Origin of the sequence: Flavobacterium frigidimaris, from assembly GCF_002217275.1 — a bacterium.
GTDB classification, from domain to species: Bacteria; Bacteroidota; Bacteroidia; order Flavobacteriales; family Flavobacteriaceae; genus Flavobacterium; species Flavobacterium aquidurense.
Genome location: NZ_MUGV01000004.1, coordinates 184330 through 200271, shown reverse-complemented (window position 1 = coordinate 200271; position 15942 = coordinate 184330). Strand labels below are relative to the sequence as shown.

The 15942-nt window shown below is 35.5% G+C and carries 13 protein-coding genes; 5 read left to right on the top strand and 8 right to left on the bottom strand.

The genetic code is table 11. The features are described from left to right. The first annotated feature begins 101 nt into the window (after positions 1-101). Complete coding sequence (locus B0A65_RS01940; RefSeq protein WP_123890259.1) at positions 102-527, top strand: hypothetical protein; 426 nt, start codon at positions 102-104, stop codon at positions 525-527. Between the two features lie 67 nt (positions 528-594). Here B0A65_RS01940 and B0A65_RS01935 read toward each other — a convergent pair whose 3' ends face one another. Then, complete coding sequence (locus B0A65_RS01935; protein WP_074657934.1) at positions 595-2196, bottom strand: arylsulfatase; 1602 nt, start codon at positions 2194-2196, stop codon at positions 595-597. 338 nt (positions 2197-2534) lie between these two features. On the opposite strand from B0A65_RS01935, the gene B0A65_RS01930 reads away from it, so the two are divergent. After that, on the top strand, positions 2535-3224 hold the full coding sequence (locus tag B0A65_RS01930) for a hypothetical protein (RefSeq protein WP_123890257.1): 690 nt from the start codon (positions 2535-2537) through the stop codon (positions 3222-3224). 55 nt (positions 3225-3279) lie between these two features. Here B0A65_RS01930 and B0A65_RS23670 read toward each other — a convergent pair whose 3' ends face one another. From B0A65_RS23670 to B0A65_RS01895, 7 genes are all read right to left on the bottom strand, one after another. Next, positions 3280-3600, bottom strand: coding sequence for a DUF5367 family protein (locus B0A65_RS23670; protein WP_083370380.1), 321 nt, complete (start codon positions 3598-3600; stop codon positions 3280-3282). A gap of 69 nt (positions 3601-3669) precedes the next feature. Then, positions 3670-4512: a Rossmann-fold NAD(P)-binding domain-containing protein gene (locus tag B0A65_RS01920; RefSeq protein ID WP_074657942.1), complete on the bottom strand. Its 843-nt coding sequence runs from the start codon at positions 4510-4512 to the stop codon at positions 3670-3672. A 72-nt stretch (positions 4513-4584) separates the two neighbouring features. Further along, positions 4585-5463, bottom strand: a complete 879-nt coding sequence (locus tag B0A65_RS01915; protein ID WP_074657944.1) for a helix-turn-helix domain-containing protein — start codon at positions 5461-5463, stop codon at positions 4585-4587. A 609-nt stretch (positions 5464-6072) separates the two neighbouring features. Further along, a complete protein-coding gene (locus B0A65_RS01910; RefSeq protein WP_074657946.1) occupies positions 6073-7077 on the bottom strand; it encodes an FAD:protein FMN transferase in 1005 nt (334 codons plus the stop codon). 322 nt (positions 7078-7399) lie between these two features. Further along, complete coding sequence (locus B0A65_RS01905) at positions 7400-9580, bottom strand: PepSY domain-containing protein (protein WP_074657949.1); 2181 nt, start codon at positions 9578-9580, stop codon at positions 7400-7402. Positions 9581-9652: 72 nt separating this feature from the next. Beyond that, positions 9653-10132: a DUF2271 domain-containing protein gene (locus B0A65_RS01900; protein WP_074657951.1), complete on the bottom strand. Its 480-nt coding sequence runs from the start codon at positions 10130-10132 to the stop codon at positions 9653-9655. A 123-nt stretch (positions 10133-10255) separates the two neighbouring features. Continuing rightward, a complete protein-coding gene (locus tag B0A65_RS01895; RefSeq protein ID WP_074657953.1) occupies positions 10256-11740 on the bottom strand; it encodes an ankyrin repeat domain-containing protein in 1485 nt (494 codons plus the stop codon). Positions 11741-12103: 363 nt separating this feature from the next. Between B0A65_RS01895 and B0A65_RS01890 the strand changes: the two genes are divergently transcribed. The 3 genes from B0A65_RS01890 (at position 12104) to B0A65_RS01880 (ending at position 15933) form a co-directional block, all read left to right on the top strand. Continuing rightward, positions 12104-12889, top strand: a complete 786-nt coding sequence (locus B0A65_RS01890) for an alpha/beta hydrolase (RefSeq protein ID WP_074657955.1) — start codon at positions 12104-12106, stop codon at positions 12887-12889. 215 nt (positions 12890-13104) lie between these two features. Next, positions 13105-14115, top strand: a complete 1011-nt coding sequence (locus tag B0A65_RS01885; protein WP_207556395.1) for an alpha/beta fold hydrolase — start codon at positions 13105-13107, stop codon at positions 14113-14115. Positions 14116-14157: 42 nt separating this feature from the next. Then, positions 14158-15933: an amidohydrolase gene (locus B0A65_RS01880; RefSeq protein ID WP_074657957.1), complete on the top strand. Its 1776-nt coding sequence runs from the start codon at positions 14158-14160 to the stop codon at positions 15931-15933. The last annotated feature ends 9 nt before the right edge of the window (positions 15934-15942 follow it).

Here is a 15942-nt window from a genome sequence, read left to right as displayed (position 1 = left end):
AGAATAGAGAATAGAGAATAGAATATAGAATATAGAATATAGAAAATATAAAAATAGATTTTGAGATAAAAGGTTTAGAGTTTAATTTAAAAATGATTAAAATGAAACATGTTTTATTATTGATTTGTATCGGTGCTTTCAGTTTTAATAATCTACAAGCACAAAAAGTTATTCATCCCAACCACAATAACAATGTCAAAGCGGGGAGTTGGCGTGATTTAGGAACGGTTCATGCCAAACATACGGCAGATCATGATGCACTTAACGTGCCCGGACCACATGATTATTACAGAAAAATTAAATTTAAAGTGACTGATTCACCTGTAAACATTCAAAGATTAGTTGTTCGTTATGATGATGGAGCACCAGAAAACATCAATACCAGAGTAGAAATTCCTAAAGGTGGTGAAAGCAGGGTAATTGATTTGAAAGGTGGTAAAAGAAAATTAAAATCAATTGAATTCTGGTATGATACTAAAGGCTTTTTAAATGGTAAAGCTGATGTTACAGTATTTGGAATGAAGTAGAATCACAATTTACATAAAAAACAAAAGCTCCTAAATAGGAGCTTTTGTTTTTTATGTATGTGTCTAATTACTGTCCTAATCCCACATTTTTAGGTGGAAATTTTTTGAAAGTTGCCGCATGTAATTTGGCTTCGGCTGCTAGAGAAGCGGTCCAGGCATTAAGCGCATGACCCATAACGCGATATTCTTTAGGATCAACATAAAGGTTAAACAACCATGGCGCCAATCCTGTTTTAGTAACTGTAGACTGATCAATCATTAAATGGGCATCTTCAGAATCAGTTACATTAAAATACATTTTATATTCATGAAGACGAATTGCCATCAATTGTGTTTCTACCCAAGTATAAACGCGATCACGATTCGAAAGGCCGTTATCAGCTAACAGGAAAGAAGTTTGATTAATACCATCAATAGGTCGGTCTGTTGGAACTTTATCAATCGCGCCACCAATAAAGGCTGAGGTGTTGTACAAATCCATTAAATCAAATAGTTGTGCACTTTGTCTTCCTGGTGTAATCATGCCTTTCCAGTACGCAACACCCGGAACACGTGTTCCACCTTCCCAGGCTGAACCTTTTGAGCCTCTAAAAGGAGTATATCCACCATCTGGCCAGGAATCCATTTGTGGTCCGTTATCAGAGGTAATGAAGATAAAAGTGTTTTCAAGCAAACCGTTTTTCTCTAATTCAGCTACTAATTCCCCAATAATTGCATCTACTTCTACAACTGCATCTTTGTACGGATACTTACTGTCGCTTTTTCCTTCAAATCTTTTAGAAGCAAAATTATCAGTATGTACTTTCATAAAAGCATGTTCAAGGAAGAAAGGCTCTCCGGATTTGGCAAATTCCTGTATTTTTTTGATCGAAAAAGCTTCCAGTCTTTCATCGGCTTCTGCGATATCGTCTGTGCTTTTGGTGGCAATTACCAATTCTTCTTTTCCGCCTTTTTTACCGTGAACCAAATCTTTAGAAGCGCCCATTTTGTTGTAAGCTTCTAATTTAAAAGGATCCAGAACCAAATCAGGATAACGTCGTTTATCAAAAGACTGTGTAATTTCTTTTTCTGCGGCATAATAACCGTAATATTCATCAAATCCAATCTCAAACGGACGCATTCCCTCTAATTCACCTACGTGCCATTTTCCTGTCAAAACAGTTTTATAACCAGACTGACTAAGTATTTTTGGTAAACTAATTTCATCTGCCCACGGATTGGCTGTTAAAACATCCCCAGCCAAAATCGGCCTTGTTAATCCGGTTCTTGCCGGAATACGCCCAGTAAGAATTGCCGAGCGGGTGGGAGTACAAGTTGGTTGCGAATAAGTAGAAGTTAATAACAAACCTTCGCGTGCCAAACGGTCCATATTGGGTGTTGCGGCTCCAATAGAAGCACCACCACCATTAAATCCAGGATCCCCAAATCCCATATCATCAATTAAGAACCACACAATATTGGGTTTCTTGCCTGTTTTCTTTTTTAGCGCTGCGAGTTTATCAATAGCAATTTTCTCCTGATCCGGATTTGGAACTGCTGGCTGCCAATTTTCTTTCCCTGCAATAGGTTTCGCTTTGCTAAGTGGTGTAGCCTGTGCACTACTTTTCTGAATGCAGCAAACTAAAAAAAAGACAAATAAAATTCCCTGAGTAAAGTTTCTTTTTACCATAATTTTTAAATGTTTAGATTTTACTTTAAATTTTTGTTTTTGATTAATGGTATCGATTTTTTATTGTTCCTGTTTGGTTCCTGAAAATAATGTAGGGAGATTGGTAATTTTAGGTCGAATTTTAAAAATGATTAATTCTTTAGTAAATATATTGACTAAAAATTATCAACTTGAAAAATCTCATGTTTTAGAGGTTTCAAATTATAAAATGCAACCAAAATTTGGGCAAAAGAGGATTAATAGGTACTGTTATTGAGTCATTCTTCTATATTTCTATTACTAATGAAAGTTAAGGTAAGGCAATATTCATCAAGTATTAATTTAATTTTTGAAAAGCTATGATAACAAATAACCGAATGAAAACAGGTGCTGCAGCAGTTGCTATCATTTACATACTAGTGCAAACTTTTCAATGGTGGGTTTTTGAAAAAGTGCCAGATACAGGAAACACAATTAACGATTTTCTAAGTGGTGGAAATAATCTTAATATTTACAGATCCTGGCTGATGCTTCTGAGTATGTTCGGGCTCTTGTATTTGTTTTTCACCATTTGTTTTGAAGATTTTACTCAAAATAAGGGTTGGCGAATTCTTGCCTTTTCAGGATTTTTTATCTTTTGCTTCTTAGAATTGTTTATTCGCTCGATCGAACTGTTCTTTGTTCAGGGATACCTGGTCGATACTTATGCAACTGCAAATACTGAAGATCGTGCCATTATTATTAAAACGGTTATATCAATTCAGCAGCTGTGGTGGGCGCTTTATTTTCCACTTGGACTTTCTCAATTATTAGCAAGTAGTATTCTTGCAGGTTTATACTTAAAATCTACCGGAATAGATCGTTTGATCAAGGTTATTTTTATTATCAACGGTTGTCGATTGTTTATTCGAATGCTGGATTCTTATCTTCATATTGACATTTTAGGCATAAGCACTTTATTAAATGACGAATTGTACCTGCCATTGGTGATAATTATGTTTGGATTGAAAGCTATTTGGCTGGTAAAAAAGGCTAGATTGATTATGTAATGTCTTTTTTATAATAAGACTAAAATACGCCAGATTGATTCTGGCTTATTTTAGTTCAGTTGTGTTTTATTTTTATTTTTATTTTCCAGTAAAAATAAACCGTAAAAATAGTTATCAAGACCATAATCCATACAACCGGGGTACTGAAAAAGCTTTGGTAACTTCTGCCATTTGGTATTTCTATAAAAGGTACTGTGATAAGAAAATCCAATAACAAAGCTGTTCCTGATAGTACAAATCCAACTATCATTCCGTTGGTTTTATATTTTTTTTTATAATAAAACTGAGCTGCCAGAAAAGCATAGAATAAAAGGCAAATCATAACAATGAAAGCTTGTACTAAAAAGAGATCTTTAATTATCGGAATCTTTCCCAAAACATAGAAAGTTACACTAACACAAGTCCAAACGAATAAACCAGACAATATTCCAGAAAAACATTCGATTTAATTTTGAGATACGGTCTGATTCCAAACTCCGGTTTTAGCCGTTTCTAATGCATAAGCAGCAAAATCTTTGGCTTTTTTGCCTAAAACCTTTTCGATATCGGATGTAATAGATGAATTTCGGCCATCTAAAACTTGTTCAAATAAATAGTTTACCAGCCAAATATGATCTTCGGGAACCTGATATTCTCGCAGCTTCTGAATATATTCTTCTAAAGTTAAAGACTGAAAAGCGATTTCTCTTCCGGCGGCTTTTGCAATTTCGGCAATAGCTTCCTGAAATGTCAAGAGTCTTGGGCCTGTAAGTTCATAGATTTGTCCGTTGTGTTTTTCCTCTAAAAGAGATGTCACAATTACATCCGCAATATCATCGGCATCTGTAAAAGGTTCTAATGCTTCTGCTCTTGGTAATGCAACGTAACCTGCTAGTATTGGTTCCAGAAAGAAGCTTTCGTTAAAGTTTTGGTTGAACCAGCTTGCGCGTACGATTGTCCATTTTTTGGCATTGGTTTTTACTATTTCTTCACAAACTTGCGCTTCTTTTTCACCTCTTCCGGAAAGTAAGACCATTTTCTGAACGCCCATTTGAGTTGCCAAACGACTAAAAAGCTGAATAGCGGTTGTTGCGGATGGAATAGCTAAATCTGGCTGGTAACTAATATAAACGGCATCTATGTCCTGAAGTGCCGCTTGCCAGGTTTCGGGTTTTTCCCAGTCAAACGGAACGGCAGCAGATCGCGAACCTGCGCGAACTTCGACATCAGTATTATGTTTTAATCTTTCCAATACCCTGCTTCCTGTTTTCCCGTTGGCGCCCAGAACTAAAATTTTTGTAGTTTTCATATCAATTCGTTTTAAGTGATTAACTGATACAAATTTGGTTTGATTAAAACGAAATCATTTGTCGGAAAAGAATTAAGATTTGTTTGAAAGGAATTGTTGTTTGACGTCATTCGGTCGTGTGCCGAATTTAGTATAAAAGGCATTCGAGAACGAACTCAAACTTTCATAACCGACTTCCCAGGCCGATTCCTGTACGGTTTTTTCGCTGTCGCGGAGTAGTTCATAGGCTTTATGCAGTCTTTCTTCCTGAATGTATTTGAAAACCGGAATTCCGAAAAGCTCTTTAAAATTCTTTTTCAGTTTATTGCTGTTGAGGCCCACCATTTTGGATAATTCGGTAATCGATGGCGGTTTAGAATAATGAGTGGTAACAATTTCCTTGGCGTGATAAAGTTTGTTTTTGTCGTATTCCGATAAATCCGCTTTTTTGTCTGTGGTCAGCAAGGCAAAAAAATGGGCTAAAAGTTCGTTGACCTGGCTTTTTAAAAATAGCAGTCGGGTAGTGCCGGTGTACGAAGTATTGAAGATTTTCTGAACAGCCAATTGCATATCCAATGTCATGTAAAATGCCGGACCTTTTACAAAATGCTCTTTTGGATGCATCAAATACGATAGATGGTTTTCGAAGATTTCTTTTTCAGCCTTAGGCAACGAGTTAATGTATTTAAGTTTGGCAAAAACACTGATCGACTGCAACGGTTTGTCCGGTTCGATTTTATGGGCAAATTCTACTTTCTGATTCCCAAAGAAACAAATAGCCAAACCGGTAGTATTCGTGAGGTATTTGGTTTGATTGTTATGTTTGATTTCCAATTCGACATTGCCCGAACCGTAAAAAGCAAAACCAATGGAATCGCCGTCAATTTCGCATTTCTCCACTACTGTTTTTGTCGCGTAAGACTGCTCAATTAAAACAATAAAATCATTTACTTCCAGAATATCTGTTGTCATACTAATCAGGATGTTTTGATAAAAGTATGAAAAGTTGCTGTTTAAGGAATTAAAAATTTAGAATTAAAAATTAAAAATCTGCCAAATCTGCTGAATCTGCGTGAGAAAAAAATTAAACACATAGAAACATAGTTTTTGTGTCTAAAAATAAGGTAATGGAAAGAAACTAGTTTCTCACACATAGCTTTGCGTTTTTAAGGAATTAGAAATTAAAAATCTGCCGAATGTGCTAAATCTGCGTGAGAAAAAAATTAAACACATAGAGAACATAGGTTTTATGTCTAAAAAAAGGAAATGGAAAGAAACTAGTTTCTAACACATAGCTTTGCGTTTTTAAGGAATTAAAAATCTGCCGAATCTGCTAAATCTGCGTGAGAAAAAAATTAAACACATAGAAACATAGTTTTTGTGTCTAAAAAGAAGGTAATGGAAAGAAACTAGTTTCTCACACATAGCTTTGCGTTTTTAAGGAATTAGAAATTAAAAATCTGCTTAAATCTTTTTAAATCTGCGTGAAAAAAATTATACACATAGCTATGTGTTTTTAGACAAATGAAATGCCTTTTTTAAGCGTTTACAAAGTCTATGTCTCTATGTGTTTAAAATAACCTAGTTTTTCAAATGAAATTTAGTCTTATTAAAATTCTTCGATTTAATAATTTTCCCTTTATCTGTAATCATAATCCAACGGTATTCCGGATATTTAGTGATGAGTTTGATTCCGGCTTCTTTTCCTAAAACCATGATCGAAGTACTAAATCCATTGGCCGTTTCGGCATTGGGACCAAAAACAGAAACACTGCAAAGTCCGGTAGAAGGATATCCGGTCGCAGGATTGATGATGTGCGAATATCTTTTGCCATCTAAAACCACAAATTTCTCGTAACTCCCGGAAGTCGTTACCGCTCCATCGTGCAACGGAACAACGGCAAAAAGTTTATCGGTCTGAAAAGGATTCGTCATGCCAATGTTCCAGTCTTTGCCATTCGGTTGTTTTCCCCAAACGGTCATATCTCCGGTGGCGTTTACAATTCCGGCTTTTATGCCTTTGGAAAGCATTATATCTTTGCATTTATTAGTCGCATATCCTTCGCCTAAAGCGCCAAATCCAATTTTCATTCCTTTTAATTTCAGGAAAATAGTCGATTGAGTGCTGTCTAAAATGATGTTTTTGTAACCAACTTTCTCTACTGATTTTTTTATGGCTTCCGCCGAAGGCATTTCGGTCATCGAGCCGTCAAATTTCCAAATACGGTCCATGGCCGCAAAACTGATATCGAAAGCACCGTTGGTAATTTCAGAAAAATGCAACGCTCTTTTGGTGAGTTCAAAAACTTCTTTATCCACTTTTACAGGACGAAATCCCGCATTCTGATTGACTTCTGAAACTTGCGAAGTAGATTTCCAGTCTGAAATGAGGTTTTCGATTCGGGTGATTTCGGCAATAATTTCATCAATTGATTTTTCTGCTGTCAGAGAATCGTTTGCTACAATCGAAATGTCAAATCGGCCTCCCATAAGCATTGTGGTTCTTTTTCGGAGCGTTTGGGCTTCAGCATTGAAAGCGCAAACCAGTACTAAAAGGAACAGGAATGGATTATATTTACATTGCATATTATTCGTTGTGTTTAGTTTTTTAACACATAGAAAAACATAGGTTTTATGTGTCAAAAAGGATATGGAAAGAAACTAGTTTCTCACACATAGCTATGCGTTTAATAAATTAAAAATTTAGAATTAAAAATTAAAAATTAAAAATCTGCTAAATCTGCGTGACAAAAATTAAACATATAGAAACATATTTTTTATGTCTAAAAAAAGGAAATTTAAAAAACTAATTTTTATACAAAGCTATGTGTTTTAAAATCAATGAAATGCCTTTTTTAAGCGGCTTCAAAGCTATGTTTCTATGTGTTTAAAATTTCAGACTTTAAATTTAATAACAATCCGTCAATACTTGACCCTTGTTTTTATAATCGCTTAGTTGTTTGTTTTTCTCTACTAATAAAGTTTCAAGAGTCGCTTCAACATCTTTTTGCATGGCCAATGAACCACAAATCATAATTACGCCATTATTTTCTAATAAATCCAGAAAAAAGTCAGCATCACGTTTGATTAAATCCATTACATAATAATGATTTTCTTCCTGCGATAAAGCCAAATGGAAACTTTGCAAATGTTGTTTCTGCATCATTTGGGATGCGAAGGTTTTATAACCTGTAACCGTTTCCGTTTCCATTCGGAAGCCGGCGTATAAATGTGTTTCGGTTTTTTTCTTGTTTTGTTCGATCATTCCAAGGAAAGGCGCAATTCCGGTTCCGTTGGAGATAAAAGCCACTTTAGAAGCTTTCTTTGGTAAATGAAAAGCATGATTATTAATGATTCTAGCCTTAATGACATTACCAGGTTTCAGCTCATTCAAAAAGCCGGAGCCCAATCCATTAGGATGTAATTTGACAACCAATTGAATGTTGCCGGAATGATTTCCAATAGAGTAGAGGCGCTCTCTGGTGTCATTGGCAGGATAAATAGCCAGTAAGTCGCCAGAAGTAAATTTGGCTCTCATATTGGCACGAAGCGTAATAATAAAAGTATGTTCTGTTTCAGAAATTGCCGTTTTGTCTAAAACCATTAATTTCTGCAAACCTTTTGGCGCATGATTGTATAAAGAAGGCGTTGTCGATAATGAAATTCCGGTCTTGGCACTCCACAATTTAATCCACTCTACAAATTCCACAGCTGATTTGTCGTTGACAGTCTGTAAATCCAGAAAACGTTCTGCCCAATTTTGTTCTTCTAAAAGTTCATTAATTTCACGGGCAAAACCACAAAAATTAGCGTAAGCTTTCGAACCAAATCCGACAACAGAAAAATTGATTTTGTGTTGTTGCTTGTGTTTCTTTAAAAGGGAAATAAATTTCTTCCCATTAGATGGGGCATCTCCCAATCCGTGTGTAGAAGAAAAAACGATAATATGTGCTGCTTTCGGAAAAACAGTATAACTATTCAATTCGGTTAAAAAAGCCTTTTCACCGGCGGCATTCAGTTGTTTCTGAATCGCATTGGCAAATCTAAGTGAACTTCCATTTTCAGAACCAGCCAGTAAAATGTATTTACTTTCGTTGGCTTTGAATTTGTTTTTAATTCGGCTTGACCTTCTTTTTAATGTCATCGCAAAACCGGAGTAGATAAAAAAGAGAATATTAGCAGCGGCAAGAGCAAGAACCAAAGCCCAGATCGCGTTTATTCTTCCGGTATGGAGATCTAAACTCAAATCGGCAAATTGAGCTGTCATTGGAGCGCGTTTTTCGCTAATTACTTCACCTGTAACCTGATTCACTTCAATTTCGCGGTCTTTTAATGTTATGATATAGTATTCTTCAGGATCATCAGTAAAAGGGAATTCGATTTTCTTTACATCTGTCAAAAGTGTCGTCTTGAAAATATTGACAGCTTTTTTGGCAGGCACAATGGTTTCTGATTTTTCTTTTTGCTCTTTTTTATCCATGAAAAAGTTAAACCTTTCCAGCGATAAATACGTGCCTGTAAGCGCAATAACCAAAATCGGAATTAAAGCCAATCGGCCTAAAACAACATGATAATACTGAGCAAAATATTCTTTAATTACTTTCGAAAAGAAATTGCGGATTCCTTTTTGTCTTTTTAAAACCAAAACAAATCCTGAAATAGCAATTAAGAATAATAAAAAGGAAATAACACCCACAAAAAAACGACCCGCTTCATGCAAAAATAAAGAACGATGAAGGCTCGTGATCCATTGAATAAACTCAGTTTTCTTGACCGGAGTTCCTGACTTTTTTCCTGTTTTAACATCAACATAAGCATTGATGTCATTCCCGTCCTGATCGATAGCCTGCAGTGTTACAAACTTGTTGTAATCAACAGTTAATTCTGTCATTTCAGAATAATTCTTTTTTAGTACAGGAAGCGTTTCTCCTAAAGTAATTTTATCAAAATTTTCGATTTTGTACGGAAGTGTTTTTTCCTGTACAGCATCAACGGCCAGGATAATACCTGTTACCGATGCCAAAATTAAAAATAAAGAAGAAACCAAAGCCAAAGCCAGGTGAGAGGAACGCCAAAAAGAAAGAGTCATGAAGTAGTATGCTAAAAAGTAAATAAGCTTTGTCAAAGTTTTAAACTTTAACAAAGCTATGTTTTTTATGTATTATATTTTATTTAATCTTACGTATCTGATGTATCCTTTTCCTTCTGTTTTGTCAGCAAGACCTTCAGTTGTAAGTGGAATTTCAGCATCACTTATATGATACTTTTGATCTTCAACAGCCGACTCAAATCGTAGTTTATATCCTTTATTGATTTTAGAATCATCAATCTCAAATGTGGTAATGCTACGATCGCCACCAGTTACAGATGCTCCGCTAATCGCACTAACATCTTCGTGTTTTTGAGTCTGAAATTTATTCCACTCCTTCAATGATTTGTACCATTTTTTGTCATCACCCATTACATAAAGCGTTTTTTCGTATTCTCCTTTTGGATTAATAAGTGAAACGACAATATAAGCTCCTTCGCCCATATAATTGGCCATTTGCAGCATACATTTGTATTTGCTTTGCGCAACAGATTGGAAAGAAACGATACAGATTAATGAAGCAGTTAAGGCTATTTTGAATATTGATTTCATGTTTTGAAATTATGAATTGTGAATGTGAATATGAATTGTGAAATGTGAAATGTGAAATGTGAATTGTGAAATGTGATTCTACATTCACTTCTAACATCTCACATTTTACATCTTACTTTTAACCTATTTTAAAAATTCGATTGATATATTTTGTTTTGTCAAAGACTCGTTTTCTTTTGCAAGAGCGTAGGCACTTTCGTCAAATTCCGTTTTAATGTCTTTTTTAGCGCCACTTGAAATTAGATATTTTAAGATTTCATCGTTTTTAGAAATCATGGCCGCTTTATGTAAAGCCGTCATACCATCTTTGTTTTTGGCATTGACATCAATGTTTAAAGAAGCTAATTTTTTCAACAAAGTTAAATCATTTTTTAGAACAGCTAAATGATATAAAGTGTTACCATCTTTTTGAGCAGCAGCAAGATTCAAACCTTTGTCTTGTAATAATTTTACTTTCGCTTCAAAAGGATCTTGCCCTTTCGATGCTTCAGGACGATACGATTGAATTAGATATACACCTAAATTATTACCGTCTTTATCCGTAACATTTACAGCTGCACCTTTGTTTAAAAGAAGCGCGACATTTTCAGGAGTTCCAGATTTTACAGCCAGTGTTAAGGCCGATTCTCCTTTTACATTTTTCAAATTAATATCTTTCGCAGCAGGAAGTAACAATTCTAATGCACCATTTTCTCTTGCTCCGGCAGCGATCATAAATGGAGTATTTCCATCTTTGTTTACTTTATTGGCATCTGCACCTTTTGCAAGGAAATAACTGATAATTTCTTTCTGATTTGGTTTTCCTGCCAAAGCGTGAAGAATAGTTTCTCCTGATTTGTTTACTGCGGTAGGTTTTAGTTTTACTTCTTCAACTAAATATTTATAGGCTTCCAATGAAGTAGTTTCTCTACGGCTTCCCTGTGCCGCAAAAAACAAGGCATTGTCGGTCGCTTTGATTCCTTTTGAAGCAATTTTTTTCAATAAATCAATATTTCCAATTCTTGCAGCATAATTAAAAGCTGTATTTCCATTGTTATCTACATCTTTAAGAGACATTCCTTTTTTAGTGAAATATTCTGCAGTAGTCAGGTTTTTATCGAAAGGAATCGTTAGTAGCAATAAATTTGCCCCATCGTTATATTTTTTCTTCGGATTTAATCCTGCCTTGAAGAAGGCCTCATATAAAGCCGGATCAATTTGCCCGTTTGCAGCAGCAAAATCAGCCGGAGTAGCAGCGTGACTGTCTTCAGTATTAATATCAGAACCTTTTGCAATTAGATATTCTACTATTTCTACATTTCCTCTATAAGCAGCCCAATGCAGATAAATACGATTGTCGTGTGTCGGTTTATTAATTGGATTTCCAGGTTGGTCAAGCAAAAACTTTATCGTTGTATTGGGAGCATCATTATTAATAGCAATAACAACAACATCAAATGCATTTGCATTTGCTTCTGCCGGATTACTTCCTTTTGCGATTTCTGCTTTTACGGTTTCTACTGTTGGTGCAGTTTTCCAAAAAGAGGCTTCCAATAAAGTATTCTTTTGCTGAGCATTAGAAAATAAGGCAGCAACTAACGCAATTGAAATGAAAAGTTTCTTTTTCATATTTAGAATTTTACAATTTTTAAAATAGTTTGGTTATGTCTTTTACTTCTTCAAAAAATGCTTTCAAAGCAATCTATTTAGAATAAATAAAAATAACGCAAATGTAAAAATAAATATTAGTAAGACAATTTTATTTGGACAACAAAATCAATCTTAATTGACTCTTAAGATTATTAAATTTTAAAAAGGTTTAATTTTTAAAATGAAATTCTTTTAGTGTCATATCGTAATTATTTAATTCTCAATAACGATATATAGTTTTTTATTTTCTTTTAATTAAATTTAAATCATTGATTATTAGTTATTTGCGTTAAAGGCATTATTCTAGCCTGTGAGTTGGCATAACAAACTAATAACGACTTTATGCAAACAGAAAATCCAAAAACAATTCTTTTTATCACGGGAGCTTTTGTGAGTAATGAATCTTGGAACGATTGGCGAGATTTTTATGAAGCTAAGGGATATAAGACAATTGCTCCACCGTGGCCACATAAAAATGATACAGCAGAAAAACTTCGCCAGCGCCATCCAGATCCTGAGGTAGCAGGAATTCGACTGCAACAACTCATCGAATATTTTGAAGAGATTGCTGGCTCTCTGGCAGAAAAACCAATTATTATTGGCCATTCTTTGGGTGGGTTAATTGGGCAGATTTTAAATCAAAAGGGATTGGCCGCTGCAGTCGTTGCCATTCATTCTGTTCCTCCACAGGGAATTATGTCTTTCAAATTTTCATTTCTAAAAGCCGGCTGGGGACCGTTAGGATTTTTTACTTCATCTAAAAAGACCTTTTTAATGAGTTTTTCGCAATGGCAATATGCTTTTACCAATGGTTTGTCTTTTGAACTGCAGAAGAAAGGATATGAAGAATTGGCTATTCCCGAATCAAAACTGGTTGTTCGCGACACGATTACAGCTGTAGCCAAAGTTGATTTCTCTAAACCGCATCGTCCTTTACTATTTATAGCAGGCGATAATGATCACACAATTCCGTATCAGCTAAATCAGCAAAATTTTAAAAAATATACTGATAAAAACTCGGTTACGAATTATAAACTTTTCTCTGGCCGAAACCATTTTGTTTTAGGACAACCCGGCTGGCAGGAAATCGCTATTTATATTTTGAACTGGCTTGATAATGTAGAGTAAAGAGTCAAGAGTCAAGAGTCAAGAGTCAAGAGTCAAGAGTAAAGAGTCAAGAGTAAAGAGTAAAGAGTAAAGAGTCAAGAGTCAAGAGTCAAGAGTAAAGAGTAAAGAGTAAAGAGTAAAGAGTAAAGAGTCAAGAGTCAAGAATAAAGAATATAGAGTAAACAATTCACAATTCACAATTCACAATTAAAAATAACCACTTTAAATCTAAAATTATGAAATCAGTTTCCAACCAAAATGCAAGATCAAAAAGCACAAGCACTTTTTTAGGTCTTTTAGTAATTAGTTTTTTTATGCTTGTTTCCTGTAATAAAAAGGCAGAACCAATAGCAGCAGTAGAGGATACAAAAGTCACTACTGATTCGGCAACTGTTAAGCCTGCTGATCCTCCGGCTAATTTTAAACATGCGACGGCTTTTGTAAACGGGGTTAATATTCATTATGTAATTGGCGGTAAAGGAGAACCACTTGTATTAGTGCATGGTTTTGGTCAAAACTGGTACATGTGGAATCGTTTGCTTCCGGAACTTTCTAAACATTTCACGGTTATCGCACCTGATTTAAGAGGAGTAGGCGAGTCAGACAAACCGGAATCAGGTTATGATAAAAAAACAATGGCTACGGATATTCACGAGTTAGTGAAAAAACTCGGTTATACCAACATCAATTTGGCTGGCCACGATATCGGACTTATGGTAGCTTATGCTTATGCGGCGCAATACGGTAGCGAAGTTAAAAAACTGGCTTTAATGGATGCTTTACTTCCTGGTGTTGAGCCAGTTTGGTCACAGGTTTCGGCTTCAGCATGGTGGTTTGGATTTTTTGCATGGCCCGCTTCCGGAGATATCGTAAAAGGAAAAGAAAAGGAGTTTTTAGTTAATTTCTGGCCAATGGTAGGACATGTTAAGGATCCTTTTACACCTGAAGAAACGGCTGAATTTGTAAGAGCTTATGCTGTTAAAGACGGAGCAAAATCTACTTTTAAATGGTTTGGAGCTTTCCCTCAGGACGGAAAAGACAATTTGGTTTTCATGAAAACAAAACTAAAAATGCCTTTGTTGGCCATGGGTGGGGAATATTTTGCAGCGGCATTCCTAAAAGAGCATTCTAAATTAGTAGCCGAAAATGTAACCGAATCTAAGATTGCAGGTTCAGGACACTGGCTGGTTCAGGAAAATACAGCTCAGGTTCAAAAAGATCTATTGGCCTTTTTTCTTGCGAAATAAGCGCTTTAAGAATCGATAAACGCACGAATTAAATATAAAAAAATGAAACGAATTTTTGTATTACTATTATTATTCCTGGGGCTGTCAGCGCAGTCTCAGGAAAAAGCCGATCTGATTATTTTTAATGGAAAAATTGCAACAATGCAAAAATCCGGCGAATTTGTTCAGGCAATTGCTTCTAAAAGCGGGATTATTTTGGCGACAGGAACATCAAAAGAAATGCTGGACAACTATAAAACAGGGACTACGCAAACTATTGACGCCAAAGGTAAAACGGTTGTTCCGGGTTTAAATGACAGTCATATGCACGTAATTCGGGAAGGACTTAATTATAATTCCGAATTACGTTGGGATGGTGTTAAAACACTAAAAAGAGCGATGGAAATGCTGAAAGAACAAGCCGCCAGAACGCCACCCGGTGTTTGGATAAAAGTAATTGGCGGCTGGAATGAATTCGGATTTGAAGAAAAAAGACAGCCTACCATTGAAGAAATTAATGCCGCGGTTCCTGATAAACCTGTTTTTATTACCTATTTGTACGGAAAAGCCTTTTTGAATAAAAAAGGAATTGAAGTTTTAGGTTATACAAAAGAGACACACTACGAAGGAAGTGTTCTAGAAGAGGACAAAAACGGCAATTTGACCGGATTAATGTTTGCCAAAGAAACGCCAAAAGCCATTTATACCACTTTAGGTTTAACCACAAAACTAACGCCGGAAGAAAGAATCAACAGTTCGCTTCAATTTAACAGAGAACTAAATAGGTTTGGATTAACCTCTGTGATTGATGCCGCCGGAGGATCTCAGAACTTCCCGACAGATTATGGAACTTCAATGGAATTAGCGAAAACCGGAAAATTAAATCTTAGAATTTCCTATTATCTCTTTGCTCAGCAAAAAGGAAAAGAATTGCAGGATTATGAAAAATGGGTTTCCACTACTTTAGTCAATAAAAATGATAATCTTTTGGTTGCTAACGGTTATACTGAGGAAGGAGCAGGGGAAAATATAGTAGCTTCTGCAGCCGATTTTGAAAATTTTCTGGAGCCAAGAATTGTGCTTTCAGACGATATGGAAAAAGATCTGGAACCTATTATTCGATTATTGGTTCAAAACAGATGGCCCTTTCGATTACATGCAACGTATGGCGAATCGATCGACAGAATGCTGAATGTTTTTGAAAAAGTAAACAAGGAGATTCCGTTTAATGGTTTACGTTGGTTTTTTGACCATGCCGAAACCATTACACCACAGGAATTAGAAAGAGTTAAAGCACTCAATGGCGGAATAGCAGTACAATTCAGAATGTATTTTCAGGGGGAATTATATGAGAAAATGTACGGAGCGCCAAAAACACAATTACCTCCTATAAAAGAAATGATTAAAATGGGAATCCCTGTCGGAATGGGAACTGATGCTACCAGAATATCAACATACAATCCATGGATGGCCCTGCATTGGCTTCTTACCGGAAAAACGTTGGGAGGTATGCAGTTCTGGCCAAAAGATCAAATTTTAGACAAATTTACTGCGCTACAGCTTTATACTTCCGGAAGTGCCTGGTTTTCGGGTGAAGAAAAAGAAAAAGGAAAATTGATCAAAGGAATGTATGCGGATATGACCATTTTATCTGATGATTATTTTGGTATTACTGCTGATAAAGTCCGAAATATCGAATCTGATTTGACCATTTTAAATGGAAAAGTGGTTTATGGAAATGGCGATTTCAAAGCGCTTGATCCGGGTGTTGCTCCTGTAATTCCGGAATGGTCACCAATTAAATATTTTGGTGGATATCAAAAAAATACTAAAAAATAAAAAAAGAGA

What these genes read in the sequence shown, in the direction of transcription:
- B0A65_RS01940 (WP_123890259.1), top strand. Translation starts at nt 102, where the DNA reads ATGAAACATGTTTTATTATTGATTTGTATCGGTGCTTTCAGTTTTAAT.
- B0A65_RS01935 (WP_074657934.1), bottom strand. Translation starts at nt 2,196, where the DNA reads ATGGTAAAAAGAAACTTTACTCAGGGAATTTTATTTGTCTTTTTTTTA.
- B0A65_RS01930 (WP_123890257.1), top strand. Translation starts at nt 2,535, where the DNA reads ATGATAACAAATAACCGAATGAAAACAGGTGCTGCAGCAGTTGCTATC.
- B0A65_RS01920 (WP_074657942.1), bottom strand. Translation starts at nt 4,512, where the DNA reads ATGAAAACTACAAAAATTTTAGTTCTGGGCGCCAACGGGAAAACAGGA.
- B0A65_RS01915 (WP_074657944.1), bottom strand. Translation starts at nt 5,463, where the DNA reads ATGACAACAGATATTCTGGAAGTAAATGATTTTATTGTTTTAATTGAG.
- B0A65_RS01910 (WP_074657946.1), bottom strand. Translation starts at nt 7,077, where the DNA reads ATGCAATGTAAATATAATCCATTCCTGTTCCTTTTAGTACTGGTTTGC.
- B0A65_RS01905 (WP_074657949.1), bottom strand. Translation starts at nt 9,580, where the DNA reads ATGACTCTTTCTTTTTGGCGTTCCTCTCACCTGGCTTTGGCTTTGGTT.
- B0A65_RS01900 (WP_074657951.1), bottom strand. Translation starts at nt 10,132, where the DNA reads ATGAAATCAATATTCAAAATAGCCTTAACTGCTTCATTAATCTGTATC.
- B0A65_RS01895 (WP_074657953.1), bottom strand. Translation starts at nt 11,740, where the DNA reads ATGAAAAAGAAACTTTTCATTTCAATTGCGTTAGTTGCTGCCTTATTT.
- B0A65_RS01890 (WP_074657955.1), top strand. Translation starts at nt 12,104, where the DNA reads ATGCAAACAGAAAATCCAAAAACAATTCTTTTTATCACGGGAGCTTTT.
- B0A65_RS01885 (WP_207556395.1), top strand. Translation starts at nt 13,105, where the DNA reads ATGAAATCAGTTTCCAACCAAAATGCAAGATCAAAAAGCACAAGCACT.
- B0A65_RS01880 (WP_074657957.1), top strand. Translation starts at nt 14,158, where the DNA reads ATGAAACGAATTTTTGTATTACTATTATTATTCCTGGGGCTGTCAGCG.